The sequence below is a fragment of the Vreelandella hamiltonii genome (genome assembly GCF_014651775.1).
Lineage (GTDB): Bacteria > Pseudomonadota > Gammaproteobacteria > Pseudomonadales > Halomonadaceae > Vreelandella > Vreelandella hamiltonii.
Genome location: NZ_BMXN01000001.1, coordinates 1 through 13,283, shown reverse-complemented (window position 1 = coordinate 13,283; position 13,283 = coordinate 1). Strand labels below are relative to the sequence as shown.

General features: G+C 59.5%; 13 protein-coding genes. 6 read left to right on the top strand and 7 right to left on the bottom strand.

Annotated elements, in window-relative coordinates; genetic code table 11:
• The first annotated feature begins 11 nt into the window (after nucleotides 1-11).
• The gene (gene ppk1 / locus IE091_RS00060; protein ID WP_039181679.1) at nucleotides 12-2,222 is read left to right on the top strand and encodes a polyphosphate kinase 1; all 2,211 of its coding nucleotides are present in this window, start codon (nucleotides 12-14) and stop codon (nucleotides 2,220-2,222) included.
• 144 nt (nucleotides 2,223-2,366) lie between these two features.
• A complete protein-coding gene (locus IE091_RS00055; RefSeq protein WP_096921478.1) occupies nucleotides 2,367-3,296 on the top strand; it encodes a LysR family transcriptional regulator in 930 nt (309 codons plus the stop codon).
• Here the strand turns inward: IE091_RS00055 and IE091_RS00050 are convergent.
• On the bottom strand, nucleotides 3,268-4,890 hold the full coding sequence (locus IE091_RS00050; protein WP_096921479.1) for an ATP-binding protein: 1,623 nt from the start codon (nucleotides 4,888-4,890) through the stop codon (nucleotides 3,268-3,270). The two genes, IE091_RS00055 and IE091_RS00050, sit on opposite strands and share 29 nt — an antisense overlap.
• Before the next feature lie 17 nt (nucleotides 4,891-4,907).
• Nucleotides 4,908-5,666, bottom strand: coding sequence for a winged helix-turn-helix domain-containing protein (locus tag IE091_RS00045; RefSeq protein WP_016916119.1), 759 nt, complete (start codon nucleotides 5,664-5,666; stop codon nucleotides 4,908-4,910).
• Nucleotides 5,667-5,893: 227 nt separating this feature from the next.
• Between IE091_RS00045 and IE091_RS18550 the strand changes: the two genes are divergently transcribed.
• On the top strand, nucleotides 5,894-6,025 hold the full coding sequence (locus IE091_RS18550) for a hypothetical protein (RefSeq protein ID WP_016916118.1): 132 nt from the start codon (nucleotides 5,894-5,896) through the stop codon (nucleotides 6,023-6,025).
• Between the two features lie 95 nt (nucleotides 6,026-6,120).
• Here the strand turns inward: IE091_RS18550 and IE091_RS00040 are convergent, their stop codons facing one another.
• From IE091_RS00040 to IE091_RS00030, 3 genes are all read right to left on the bottom strand, one after another.
• A complete protein-coding gene (locus tag IE091_RS00040; protein WP_039181690.1) occupies nucleotides 6,121-6,300 on the bottom strand; it encodes a PLDc N-terminal domain-containing protein in 180 nt (59 codons plus the stop codon).
• Between the two features lie 71 nt (nucleotides 6,301-6,371).
• A complete protein-coding gene (locus IE091_RS00035; protein ID WP_096921480.1) occupies nucleotides 6,372-6,887 on the bottom strand; it encodes a retropepsin-like aspartic protease family protein in 516 nt (171 codons plus the stop codon).
• A 16-nt stretch (nucleotides 6,888-6,903) separates the two neighbouring features.
• Nucleotides 6,904-8,229: an MFS transporter gene (locus tag IE091_RS00030; protein ID WP_229800648.1), complete on the bottom strand. Its 1,326-nt coding sequence runs from the start codon at nucleotides 8,227-8,229 to the stop codon at nucleotides 6,904-6,906.
• Between the two features lie 162 nt (nucleotides 8,230-8,391).
• On the opposite strand from IE091_RS00030, the gene IE091_RS00025 reads away from it, so the two are divergent.
• The 3 genes from IE091_RS00025 to IE091_RS00015 are packed head-to-tail and all read left to right on the top strand — an operon-like array spanning nucleotide 8,392 to nucleotide 11,172.
• Nucleotides 8,392-9,180, top strand: coding sequence for a substrate-binding periplasmic protein (locus tag IE091_RS00025; RefSeq protein WP_227407595.1), 789 nt, complete (start codon nucleotides 8,392-8,394; stop codon nucleotides 9,178-9,180).
• A 34-nt stretch (nucleotides 9,181-9,214) separates the two neighbouring features.
• On the top strand, nucleotides 9,215-9,910 hold the full coding sequence (locus tag IE091_RS00020; protein WP_229800647.1) for a substrate-binding periplasmic protein: 696 nt from the start codon (nucleotides 9,215-9,217) through the stop codon (nucleotides 9,908-9,910).
• Nucleotides 9,907-11,172: a GGDEF domain-containing protein gene (locus IE091_RS00015; protein WP_189462501.1), complete on the top strand. Its 1,266-nt coding sequence runs from the start codon at nucleotides 9,907-9,909 to the stop codon at nucleotides 11,170-11,172. The genes IE091_RS00020 and IE091_RS00015 overlap by 4 nt, the downstream gene beginning before the upstream one ends.
• A 38-nt stretch (nucleotides 11,173-11,210) precedes the next feature.
• Here IE091_RS00015 and IE091_RS00010 read toward each other — a convergent pair whose 3' ends face one another.
• Together IE091_RS00010 and IE091_RS00005 are read right to left on the bottom strand one after the other, a co-directional pair.
• Nucleotides 11,211-11,357, bottom strand: a complete 147-nt coding sequence (locus IE091_RS00010; protein WP_189462500.1) for a hypothetical protein — start codon at nucleotides 11,355-11,357, stop codon at nucleotides 11,211-11,213.
• 47 nt (nucleotides 11,358-11,404) lie between these two features.
• A complete protein-coding gene (locus tag IE091_RS00005; protein ID WP_039182919.1) occupies nucleotides 11,405-13,027 on the bottom strand; it encodes a BCCT family transporter in 1,623 nt (540 codons plus the stop codon).
• Nucleotides 13,028-13,283: the final 256 nt, after the last annotated feature.

Genomic DNA, 13,283 nt, shown 5'->3' with positions numbered 1-13,283 from the left:
AGGGGGCCAGCATGGAAGACAACTCAGCCGATTCCAACACCGATGTCAGCAGTGCAGTGCCCGGTAACGAGACTTTCGTTAGCGACAGTACCGAGGTACTGCCTTTACGGGTCAACCGTACACCGACAGGAGTACAGGCCCGTGAAGTACTCCCGGAAGCCAACCTGGATGACCCACAGCTCTACTTCAATCGAGAGCTTTCGCACCTGCAGTTCAATATTCGCGTGCTGGAGCAGGCGCTGGACGATGCGCACCCGCTGCTGAACCGTCTCATGTTCCTGCTGATCTTCTCGTCCAACATGGACGAATTCTTCGAAATCAGGGTCGCAGGGCTCAAACATCAAATGGCGCTGGGCGATGACACCACCGCAGCAGATGGCCGTTTGCCCAAAGCCGTGCTGGCAGAAATCTCAACCATTGCCCATCAGCAAATCGCCCGCCAGTACACGATTCTCAACGACACCCTGCTGCCCGCCCTGGAGGCTCAGGGGCTGCGCTTTCGTCGTCGCGACCAGTGGAACGAGGCGCAAAAGGCCTGGGCGCGTGAGTTTTTCGATAACGAGATCATGCCGGTCATCAGCCCCATCGGCCTGGACCCCTCGCATCCGTTCCCGCGACTGGTCAATAAAAGCCTCAACTTCATCGTCGAGCTGGAGGGCAAAGATGCCTTTGGCCGGGCTGGCGGCATGGCGATTCTGCCCGCACCGCGCTCGCTGCCTCGCTTGATGGCCTTGCCCAAGGAGCTGTGTGCAGAGGGCTACACCGAATACGTCTTTTTGTCTTCGCTCATCCATGCCCATGCCGAGGAGCTGTTCCCTGGCATGCGCGTGCGCGGCTGCTACCAGTTCCGCCTGACCCGCAATGCGGACATGAGCGTCGACCCCGAAGAGGTCTCCGACCTGGCATCGGCGTTACGCGGGGAGCTGCTGGCACGCCGCTATGGCAGCGGCGTACGCCTGGAGGTCGCCGATAACTGCCCGGACGACCTCATCAACTTCCTGCTGCGCCAGTTCGAGCTGGACAACGACGACCTGTATCGTGTGCAGGGCCCGGTGAACCTGACCCGTATGCTGGCCGTGCTGGGTGACGTGGACCGCCCCGAGCTGCTCTATCGCCCGTTTACCCCCAGCGTGCCCAAGGGCTTGAAGGGCGGCAGCCTGTTCAGCGCCATTGCCAAAAACGACATTCTTCTGCACCACCCCTTCCAGGCCTTCTCCCCCATCGAAGATCTGCTGCGCGAAGCCGCACGCGACCCGGACGTACTGGCGATCAAGCAGACGCTCTACCGCACCGGGGCCGACTCCTCCATCGTCAGCGCGCTGGTAGAAGCCGCCAGCCAGGGCAAAGAGGTCACCGTGGTCATCGAGCTACGGGCACGCTTCGACGAAGCAGACAACCTGCAGCTCGCCTCGCGCCTGCAGGAAGCCGGGGCCATCGTCATCTACGGCATCATGGCCTACAAGACCCACGCCAAAATGCTGCATATCGTCCGCCGTGAGCGCGGCGAGCTGCGTCACTATGCGCACCTGGGCACGGGCAACTACCATGCCAAGACCGCCAAGCTGTATACCGACTACAGCCTGCTGACCGCCAACAAGGCGCTGTGTGCCGACGTGCACAAGGTCTTCCAGCAGCTCTCGGGCATGGGCCGCGCGCGCAAGATCGATACGCTGCTGCACGCACCGTTCACGCTGCACGAGCGGCTGGTGGAAATGATCGACCGGGAAGCCCAGGTCGCCCGCAAGGGCAAACGTGGCCATATCATCATCAAGTGCAACTCGCTGACCGAGCCCAAGCTGATCAAGGCGCTTTACCGAGCCTCTCAGGCGGGCGTGGAGTGCGACCTGATCATTCGCGGCATGTGCTGCCTGAAACCCGGCGTGCCGGGCGTGTCGGACAACATTCGCGTGCGCTCGATCATTGGCCGCTTTCTGGAACATACCCGAGTCTTTCACTTCCATAACGACGGCAAACCGGAAATCTGGTGCTCCAGCGCCGACTTCATGTCGCGCAACATGTTCCACCGCGTGGAAACCTGCTTCCCGTTGCTGGACAAGAAGCTCGCCACCCGGGTGCGCAAGGACCTGGAGACCTACCTGGTCGATAACTGCCAGAGCTGGCTACTGCAGAGCGATGGCAGCTACCAGCTCCAGGACCCTGGCCACGGCGATGCCATCAGCGCCCAGGAAACGCTGCTCTACGCTTACGCCACGAAGAGCTGACGACGCCCAGGCACCTTGAGTGGCCGCCACCGTTGGAAACTCAGGGGGCGTCTGGATAGGGGAATGTTCGAGGGTATGCGACACTGTCATATGTGACGCTGAATAACAGCCAAGCTGTTTCATTACCTATGACAGATACTCACCATGATTGAGCTACGCCATTTGCGCACGCTACTGGCGCTGAGGGAAACGGGGTCGCTGGTGGAAGCCGCCGAGCGCGTGCACCTCACCCAGTCGGCGCTTTCCCACCAGTTGAAAGACCTGGAAGGCCGTATCGATAGCGCGCTGTTCGTGCGCAAGACGCGCCCCGTGGAATTTACCCGCGCCGGTTTGCGCCTGTTGGCGCTGGCCGATGACATTTTGCCCGAAGTACGCAAGGCCGAGCGAGACCTGGCGCGCTTGGCAGGCACCGAGCAGGGACGCCTGCACATGGCCATCGAATGCCACAGCTGCTTTCAGTGGCTGATGCCCACCGTGGACTATTTTCGTGACCATTGGCCGGAGGTGGAAATCGACATCCCCAGCGGCCACCATTTCGACCCGCTACCTGCCCTGGCACGCGAGCAGCTGGACCTGGTCATCACCGCCGACCCTCAGCCGCTGGAAGGGGTGCACTACGAGCCATTGTTTCGTTACGAGGGGTTGTTGGCCGTAGCCCGACAGCATCGCCTGGCGGGCAGTGCCTATGTTCTGCCCGCCGCCCTGGCCGAAGAGACGTTGATCACCTACCCGGTGGAGCAGTCACGACTGGACGTCTTCACCCAATTTCTGACGCCCGCCAATGTGCGCCCAAAGGAGATTCGTACGGCCGAACTGACCATCATGATGATGCAGCTGGTGGCCAGCGGCCGTGGGGTTTGCGCGCTGCCCAACTGGGCCTTGACCGAGTATCTGGAGCGCCACTACGTCAGTGCCGTCAAGCTGGGCGAACAAGGTATCTGGAGCACGCTGTACGCGGCCATTCGTGAAGAGACCATGGAAGCGCCGTGGATGCAGGACTTTTTACGCACGGCTCAGGAGACCTCCTTTGCGGTACTCTCCGGGATCAGGCCGGCGAATCGCGACGAGGAATGAGCAGGGTAAAGCGGGCGCCGCCCAGCGCTGGGCTGCTGTCCACGGTGACACTGCCGCCATGGCCACTCATGATTTTCTGCACGATGGACAACCCGAGGCCATACCCGCCCGAGCTGCGGGCTCGGCTATCGTCCAGCCGGGCAAACGGCTTGAAGATATCGGCACGAGCTTCCGGCGGTATGCCCGGCCCATCGTCTTCCACGTCGATGCGCACGAGGTGGGGTTCATCCCAAAGCCGAATGATCACCTGTGATTTGCTGTAACGACAGGCATTGCCCACCAGATTCTGTAGCGCCCGTTGAAGATAGCGAGGCTCGGCCAGCAGTTCGATGTCTGGGCCAGGGTCGAGCTCAAGCGTGAGGCCTGCGTGCAGCGGGGCCAGGGTATCGATGACCCGGTTGGCCATGGCACGGCAGTCGACCAGACTCATTTCAAGCTCGGCACCGTGCAGGGTGTCTCCCCCCAACCGGGCATAGGTCAGAATCTCATCGACCAGTTCGTCCAGCTCTGCAATATCGGCATCGATACCCTGCAGCTGCCTCTGAATGGCTGGCTGGTCGGTCATGTCTTCCACCATCTGCACGGCAAAGCGGATACGCGCCACCGGGGTACGCAGCTCATGGGAGACCGCGCGGATCATCTCCTGCTGGCCACGGAGCAAGCTCTGTACCTGATTGGCCATACCGTTGAAAGCCATGCCGACACGGCCGAGAAAATCACCGCTTTCCACTTTTACACGGGTTTCCAGGCGGCCACTGGCGATGCGGGTTGCCGCCAGCTCCAGTCGCGCCATGCGTGATTCGATACTGCGCATGATCAGATAAACGATCAGGCTGAGCACGGCCATCAGGCCGACCAGCAAGGGGAGATGCAAGTTGAGCGGCAGCGTATCGCCCCGCGTGACGGGGCCTGCCTGTAGCCACTGGGGCGTGTCACCCGGCGGGACGGGGAGCTGGTAGACCAGCGTGATGGCGAGCTTGTCGGACATCAGCCGAGTGATGACACCCCCCAGTGTCATCTGAAAGCGCTGTTCGGCGGTCAGGTCTTCTGGTGGTGCGCTCAGCAGCGTCAATGGCCAGCTACCAGAACGCAAGTGCCCCAGCGCCTGGGTACGCTCTGAGGGTGGCATATCTGCCAGCCACTCGCCCAGCGCTACCAAGGTCCCCTGCCACTGGCGCTCGCCCCAAGCGGCAAAATTCGCCTCCAGCACCCATGCCTCGTGCTGGCGTGACGAACCTGGCAGGCGCTGGCGCAGCTGCCAGGGGGGCTCCTCCACCAGCACGTTGCCTCGCTCGATACGTGTGCGCTCGAAGTAGCCCAGCGGCGTATCCGCCATGCGACGCAGCGCCAACTGCATGCCAAGCCGTTCGGCAAGCTCACCCAATAGCGCTTCCCGCTCGTCCTCTGCCACGCTGGCCAGGCGCTGAGTCATCATCGACATGGGCAACGCAGCCAGCTGTTCTCGGTAATCTTCCCGACGCACTTGCTCGATGAACGAGCGTCCCCCCAGTGCAATCAGGAACACCACGCACAGCGCCAGCCCGAGCAGCAGATAAAAACGTAAGAACGAGCCGTGACTCAGCACTCGCCGCATTGGGCGACCTCTCCTGGTTAGCTGTCCTTGACGAACAGATAGCCCTTGCTACGCACCGTCTTGATCCGGTGAGGCTGATTGGGGTCATCGCCAATCTTGGGTCGGATACGGGAGACCCGCACGTCGATCGAGCGATCCTGACCATCGTACTTGATGCCGCGCAGGTCGCTGAAAATCTCTTCACGCGTCAGTACCCGCCCAGCATTACGTGCCAACAGCCACAAGAGGTCGAATTCGGCGCTGGTCAGATCGATCCGATCACCTGCCAGCCAAGCCTCGCGGGTGGCATTGTCGATTTCCAGGTTCTCGAACTTCAGGCGCATTTCACCATCGGGAGCAGGGCCGTCGGCACGTCGCAACAGGGCACGCATACGGGCCAGCAGCACCCTCGGCTGTACCGGCTTCGGTACGTAGTCATCGGCGCCCATTTCCAGCCCCAGCACCTGATCCAGGTCGTCGGTGCGCGCGGTGAGCATCATGATCGGCCCGGCGAAATTGGGCCGCACGCGGCGGCAGATGGCCAAGCCATCCTCACCGGGCAGCATGAGATCCAGAATCACCAGATCCGGCTGCAGCGTCAGGATACGATCTACCCCCTTGGCACCATCCGCCTCGATCGTCACTTGAAAGCCGTTGGCTTCCAGGTAGTCACGGGTGAGCTCCGCCAAGCGCTGATCATCTTCAATAATCAGCACATGATCCTGGTCGGGGTAGTCGGGCGTTACCGCCTCCTGCGACCCAAGTGCTTGAAATTGCTGTTCCAAGTGATCCACCATCCTTTTCCTTCACTCCGCTTAGGCAGTTTGTGTTGTCACCCGCACACCCCCTCTGCAACCGCAGGTTGTGACCGCTTTCAGGATACCCTAAAACCGAGGTAACGCCTGCCCTTTGATCAACGTTCAGTACCCATCTCCCTGACGTTTCCGTGGGTGGCTTGATTCTTCCACCATCAAGCGCTAATGTGAAGGCGCAACTGTCGACAATGTGGCAGGAGGATATCGCCATGGAAAATGGCAAGGCAAAAAGTGTGATCAAGCGTGTTTATGTACCCACCCAAGTGCGCGATCTGCCCAACGGTGAGAAGTTGAAAATCCCGGGGCATTACAAGGCCCCACCCAGCGATAGTAACAGCTGACTCGAGCGCGTCCATCGCATTGATCGCAAAAAGGCAGGCCCATTGGGCCTGCCTTTTTCAATACTTGCCTTCAGTCGTACTAGCCGTCGAGCACGCTACCCTTTGGGCCCCAGCAGGAACCAGGCTATCAGGCCCACCAGCGGGAACATCAGCAGCACGATAATCCATAGCAACTTGGCAAGACCGCCTGCCGAACTCTTGGCAACCTTGACAATGGCCCACACGACAATGACGAGCCAAATCAAACCTAACAAACCGCCGACTTCAATACCCATGATCTCTCCTTGGTGGGTTGCATCCGTGAGCATTTAGCTAAGCACATGTTAGGCAAGCGCACAAGTTTGGTTCAAGGTTCTGGCACACGCAGAATCATTTCCCCACCACGAATCTCGATGGCCAGATGATTCAGAAAACTCATGCCCAACAGGACGGTATCTCGCTCCATGCCTGGGCTGATGGAGCCCTGCACGTTACTCATGCGAATGCCGCCCAGCACCACTTCATCCAACTGGGTCAGGCTGCCTTCGACCCGGCCATTGGCGGTATTGAACCAGGCGCGCCGCCCCGGCTCCAGGCCCAACTGCGATGCCAGCTCCCCAGGCACGGCCACATAGGTCGCGCCGGTATCCAGCAAGAACGTGACGCTTTCGCCGTTGATCTCACCAGGCGCTTCGAAATGTCCGGCACGGTTGCGCTTGAGCGTGACAGGGCCATTCTCCGGCGACGTATTCATGATCTGGGCATTGGGGTACAGCATCTGCTCGAGCCCCCCCTGTATCCACCAGGTGCCCACGGCGATCAGCAGCACCCAGAACAGCAGCATCATGACGATACCGCCTCGCTGTGACTTGGCTGTCGTCATGCTTTACCTCGCGACATCAGGAGCTTTTCCAGGCCGTCGCAGCATCGCGACCCCGGCGTTCATTCACGAACATACAAATCAGCATAGCCGTTATGAACAGCACCACACACAGGAGAATGGAAGCCTGCAGGCCTATCAAAGCCTGCAACACACCCAGCATGACGATCCCCATGACGCCTGCCAGCTTGTTGGCCAGGCCCCAGAAGCCAAAGAACTCGGCGGATTTGGGCAACGGGGAAAAGACCCCCACCAGGGCGCGGCTGGCGGACTGACTGGAGCCCAGGCTCAAGCCCGCCAGGCAGCCTACCCACAGGAAGAGATGCTGCGCCTGCCACTCCAGCCCGAAACGGCCATTCAACCAGGCCGTGAGTTCCGGCGTGGCCCATATGGCGACGATGGCGGCTATCCATAGCCCAAGGGTCATCTGATAAGTGCGTTTGGCACCCAGGCGATCCTGCAAAAAGCCAAAACCGATGGCCCCGGTGGCCGCAGTCACCTGGACGATGATGAACATGATGTTGCGTATGCTCTCATCCCAGCCAATGACCTGTGCACCGTAAATGAAGGCAAAGGCGATGATGATGTAAACACCGGCCATGGAGAACAGCAGCGACACCAGAAAAATGCTCAAATCCTTGAAGTAACGCAGCTCATGAAAGGTGCCCATGATCCGCTGCCGAGCAATCTGACGGTAAGGGACGCCAGCGGGCTGCGGTATGCCACGCTCTTTCAGCCACAGGAACGTAGGGATTGCCGCCAACAGGAAGAACCCGGCTGCGAAGGGTCCCACCCAGCGGATTCGCTCGAAATTATCCGCCGTCGCCTCTCCCAGCACCATCAGCGTGAAACCTGCAGCCACCAGTCCACCCACATAGCCTAACGCCCAGCCAAACCCGGAAATTCTCCCCAATGCATCCGGTGGGCCCAGCTCGGGAAGAAAGGCAGCAATGAACGACTCCCCCATGGAGTAGGCATAGTTCGACAGCACGATCAGCAATAACCCCAGCACCACGTAGCCCGGCGCCACGAAATAGAGCATGGCGGTGGTCAGCACCGTGGCCAGATAGCTGAAGAACAGAAAGCGTTTTTTCTCGGCACGGTAATCCATGATCGCGCCACACAAGGGAGCACTAACCACTACCATCAGATAACTGATCGCCAGCGCAAGGCTCCAAAGAAAGTTGGCCAGCCGATAGCCATCATTGCGATCACCCACAATGACGGTGGTAAACAGCTCGCCAAAAACCACGGTAATAATTAATAACGTGTAGGCTTGATTGGCAAAATCGAACATTGCCCAGCCGAAAATTTCCCGGCGGGAAGCGTAAGGCGTTTTAGCCATTGGAGCAGCACTGGGCAGCATAAAAGTACTCGCGTGGAAAGAAGCTCAAGATTAGCAGCACCAAATGCAATACCGCCATAAAAGCGTTAACAGAATAGAGGTGACAGCGCTATCAAGTTACTCTAACTTTGCTGGATTATATAATGACAGGGACACACCAGGATGGGACTCGGCAAGTTGATCAACAAGCGAGGGGGAGCTGTACTCTCAGTGTGGCTGGGCAGTTGCCTTGCTTCATTGTCTGCGTTTGCCGATGCGCCACCTGCCTCGCTTGCCGGGTTGACGTTCATTACCGAAGAGTACCCCCCCTATAACTATCTCCAGGCAGGCGAGATAAAGGGCACCTCGGTGGACCTGCTCGAGGCCATGCTGGCGCACACCAGCACCCCTCTCAAGCGTGACACCATCCGTTATTTTCCTTGGGTAAGAGGCTACGAAATTGCCTTGAACCGCCCCAATACCGTGCTCTTCTCCACCACTCGCACCCCTTCCCGAGAGCCACGCTTTCACTGGGTTGGCCCCATTGCCCGAGACCGAGTGGTGCTGCTGGCGGCAGAAGGCGCCCTGCACCCTGTCACTTCCCTGGAAGACGCCATACAGCAGGGCCTGAGCGTGGCCGTCATCCGTGAAGACATTGGCGCCCAGGCGTTGATCGAGGCGGGTTACCCGGAACGATTGATTCGCCCCGCCATCGACAATCGCAGCGCACTGCACATGTTGCTGCACCAACGGGTCGACCTATGGGCGTACAGCGAGGATGTGGCTCGCTGGATCGCCGAACAGGAAGGCTATCGTGCCGAGGTAGTGACTTCTTTATATACACTCAGCGAATCTTATCTATACTTTGCCCTGAACACTGACACCGACCCGCAGTTGGTAACGCAGTTGCAGCAGGCGCTGGAGCGGGTGAACGCTTACTCGGCAGTCACACAGGCATACCATGATGGCTAGACAGCGTTGGCGACGACTCCTCTGGAGAAGCAGCATGGTGATGCTGTGGCTGTGCGGTTGGCTGAGCTCCCCTGCGTTTGCCCACTTGCCACCACTGACCATCAATACGGAAGAGTACCCTCCGTTCAATTATCACAACGATCAGGGCGTCGTGGTCGGCTCGGCGACTCAGCAACTCCGTAATGCGCTCATGCACGCCGGTATCGATGCCGAGTTCCGCCTGCTGCCCTGGGCACGCGCCTATACCGAAGCCCAGTTGCGTGACCATCACTGCGTGTATTCCACCACGCGCACCGCCGCACGCGAGCAGCAGTTCCTCTGGGTGGGGCCATTGGTCATCAACGAGTGGTCGGCTTTCAGTCTGGCCACGCCGCCGGTACCGCTGGACGCCACTCAGTTGGCGGACCTGCAAGGCAAACGGGTGGGCAGCTTCCGGGAAGACGCTGTCGGCGATTACGTGGAGAGCCAGGGTGTGCCCGTGCTACGAGCCCCGAGTGAACGTGAAAACATGGCGCGCCTGGGCGCAGGACTGCTGGACGTGATCGTCACCGGGCGTGCCACGGCCGAGTACCTGGCCAACGCTCAGAATCTGGCAGTACAGCACCTGTTTACCTTTTATTATGCCCCGCTGTACCTGGCTTGCCACCCTAGCGTAGGTGTTGAAACCACCCGCCTGCTGCAACGCCATCTGGACACGCCCCCAGCGCCGACACAGGAGCCAGCGCCGTGAGCGTTGACAAGAGACCCTTCATGAGTGGCCGACTCACTCTCAAGCAGGCGCTGCTGACCCTGATGATTGCGCTGGTGATCAGCCTCATTGCAGGCAGCCTGGAGCTGGTGGGCCATGCCAGCACGATGCGTGAAGAGGTCAAACAGCGTACCTCGCAACAGCTGGCCATCGTCAACGGAGCAGCTGCCGAGGCCGCGTTTCAGCTCAACCCGGACTTGGCACACCAGATTGCCTATGGGCTCTTCAATGGCAACGACATTGCCCAGGTGGCCGTGCGTGACGACTTCGGCCGCGCGCTGGCAGCCTTTGACATGCAAGACCCCCGGCCCGACAGCTGGCTGGGCAAGCGGCTGTTCGGCGATATCATTCATCATGCGATGCCGCTGAGTTACTACATGGGCAGCGGAGCGCCGGAAGCCACCGTCGGTGAAATCGTCCTCTCGCTGGATGACAGCTATCTGGCCAGCCAGTTTCTGGAACGCGGCTACTCCGTCGTGGGAAGAAGCATGATCGAAGCGTTTCTATTGAGCAGCCTGGTCATTGTCTTCTTTCACTTCTTCATCACGCGCCCGCTGCTCAAGGTACATGCGGCCATCATCCATACCGACCCCACTCGCCCCGGCCAGTGGCCAAAACCCACCCTGGCCTGGCACCGCAACGATGAGCTGGGGCACCTGGTAGAGAGCCTCGACCATTTGCTGCGTGAATTCCAGTCAGGGCTGGAGCAGCGCGACCATCTTCACCAGTTGTCACAGTACGACGGCCTCACCGGCGTCGCCAACCGCCGCCATTTCGACATGTTCCTGGCCAAGCAGTGGCAGCGCTGTGCGCGCCAGCACCAGCCCTTGTCGGTCATATTCATCGATATCGACAACTTCAAGGAGTTCAACGACCACTACGGTCATGCCATGGGCGACGATACCTTGCGCGCCGTGGCCGAAGCGCTCAACGGCTGCATAAACCCGCACCGGGACCTGTTGGCCCGTTACGGCGGGGAAGAGTTCGTCTGTGTACTACCAGGCCTGGGGGCCGAAGAGGCCATGCAGATCGCCGGCTGTCTGCGTCAAGCAATCCTGGACTTGGCGATCCCCCATGCCTACTCCACCACGCATTCGCACTTGACCGCCAGCATGGGCATCGCCACGACCACCCCCGACCACCCCTTGGGTCATGACGACTTGCTGAGCAGCGCCGACCAGCAGCTCTATCATGCCAAGCGTCGCGGACGAAACCGCATCGAAACGCAAAAACGCCCGGCTTAGCCGGGCGTTTTTGCAATGGCACCACACCGCTGGGCTCGTCACAGCAGCCAGTGCGCCAGTACGGCGGAAAGCCCCACCAACATCGCAGTCACCACTGCCACCGTCACGATGCGATCCAGCCAGCGGTCGAAGGCCATCCCCTTGGGCTGCCTTCGCGTGGCTCCGTGACGTTCCTGTCTGGCCATCAGCACGCCTGCTCCATTGGTGCTTCCTCTATGATTGACGCTGTTGACTAGCTGTTGATACGCCGATTCACCACATTGGGCGCACGACGCAGCCGCTCCTCTTCACCCAGCAGTTCGGCCTCGAAGGCATCTGCCCCCACCGGGGTTTCCCCATGACGCCGATACAGCTGAGTCAGCATGGCTTTGCGGTCGGCACGCAGCTCGCGCACCAGGACGACTACCATCATATACAAAATGAACGTAAACGGTAGCGCCGACAGCACCGCTGCCGACTGCAGCCCGGAGAGCCCGCCTGCCACGATCAGCGTCAGACAAATCGCCGCGATCAGCACGCCCCAGATAATCCGCTTGTACAACGGCGGATTGATGGAACCATTATCGGTCATTTGCGCCACGATATACGACGCCGAGTCTGCCGAGGTCACCAGAAAAATGAAGATCAGCATCATGGCAATGACCGACAGCACACCGGAAAACGGCATCAGGGCAAACATCTCGAACAGCGCCACCGTGATATTCGCCTCCGTGGCCGCCGCCAGGCCCACATCCCCGTTGAGCTCCATGTTCAACGCAGCGCCGCCAAATACGCCGATCCACAGGCAAGCCAGCAAAGGCGGGACGAACAGCACGCCAAACACGTACTCCTTGATCGTACGCCCACGGGAAACCCGAGCCACGAAGGTGCCGACGAAAGGAGACCAGGCAATCACCCAGGCCCAGTAGAAGATCGTCCAGTTGCTGGCCCATTCGTTGTCGCTGTAGGGAGAGATACGCAGGCTCATGCCAATGAAGTTCTGCAGATAATCCCCGATCCCCAGCGTGATGGTTTCCAGAATGGCGACCGTCGGCCCGGTAACCAGCACATAGACCATCAAGCCGATGCACAGCACCATGTTGAGATTGGATAGCCGCTTGATGCCTTTATCCAGCCCTGACCAGGTAGAAGCCATGTAGGCACAGAACATCACCAGCAGGATCACGAACTGCCACCAGCCGTTCTCAGGCAAGCCAAAAACGGCGTTCAAGCCACCGTTCATCTGCAGTACGCCCAACCCCAGCGAGGTCGCGACCCCCATGACCGTGGCGACGACCGCAAACACATCCAGCCAGGACGCGTAGGGGCGCACTCGTGGATGTTTTGCGGTAACCGAAGAGAGAACCGACGACACCAGCCCCGCCTGGCCTTTGCGAAACTGAAAGTAGGCAATGATCAGTCCCACGACCGAAAATGCCGCCCACTGGTGGATGCCCCAATTGAAATAGCTGTACTGAATGGCGTAACGGGCAGCGGCTTCGCTTTCTGCAGGAACGTCTCCGTAAGGGGGTTCGATGTAATGCGACATGGGTTCGGCCATTCCGTAGAACACCAGGCCTACCCCAAAACCGGCCGCCAGCAGCATGCTGATCCATGAAAAAAAGCTATAGCTCGGTGTACTGTCCTGCGGGCCAAGACGTACTTTGCCGTATTTGCTCAAGGCAAGACCGACCAGAAAAACCACAAAGCCAAACACCGAAAACAGATAAAACCAGCCAAACAGTTCCGTGATGGTTGTCAGTGCCGTTTCGGCGGCATTGCCAAAGGCCTCTGGAAAGGCTGCACCAATAATGACCAAGCCGAAAATAATGATCGCTGATGCGATAAATACCGACTTACCTCCATGGTTCGTCATATCACCACCCTGGTTAATGAACTTGGTAAACACTTTTGTGCGCTCGCATAAATCCTAACACTCAATGTGGGAAGTCGCATGTCAGGCGCTTCACACCGCACAATTAGCGTTTACTCATTTACGAATCAGCCAAATGCAGATTGCAAGAGTGAACGTAACTATTCAGCACCGGTTGGCTGAGTCGGGGCTTCTTGCTGCATGAAGGCTGGCACCTCCCCCGCAAACAGTTGCTCCAGTGCGGTATGCGCCGCCACCC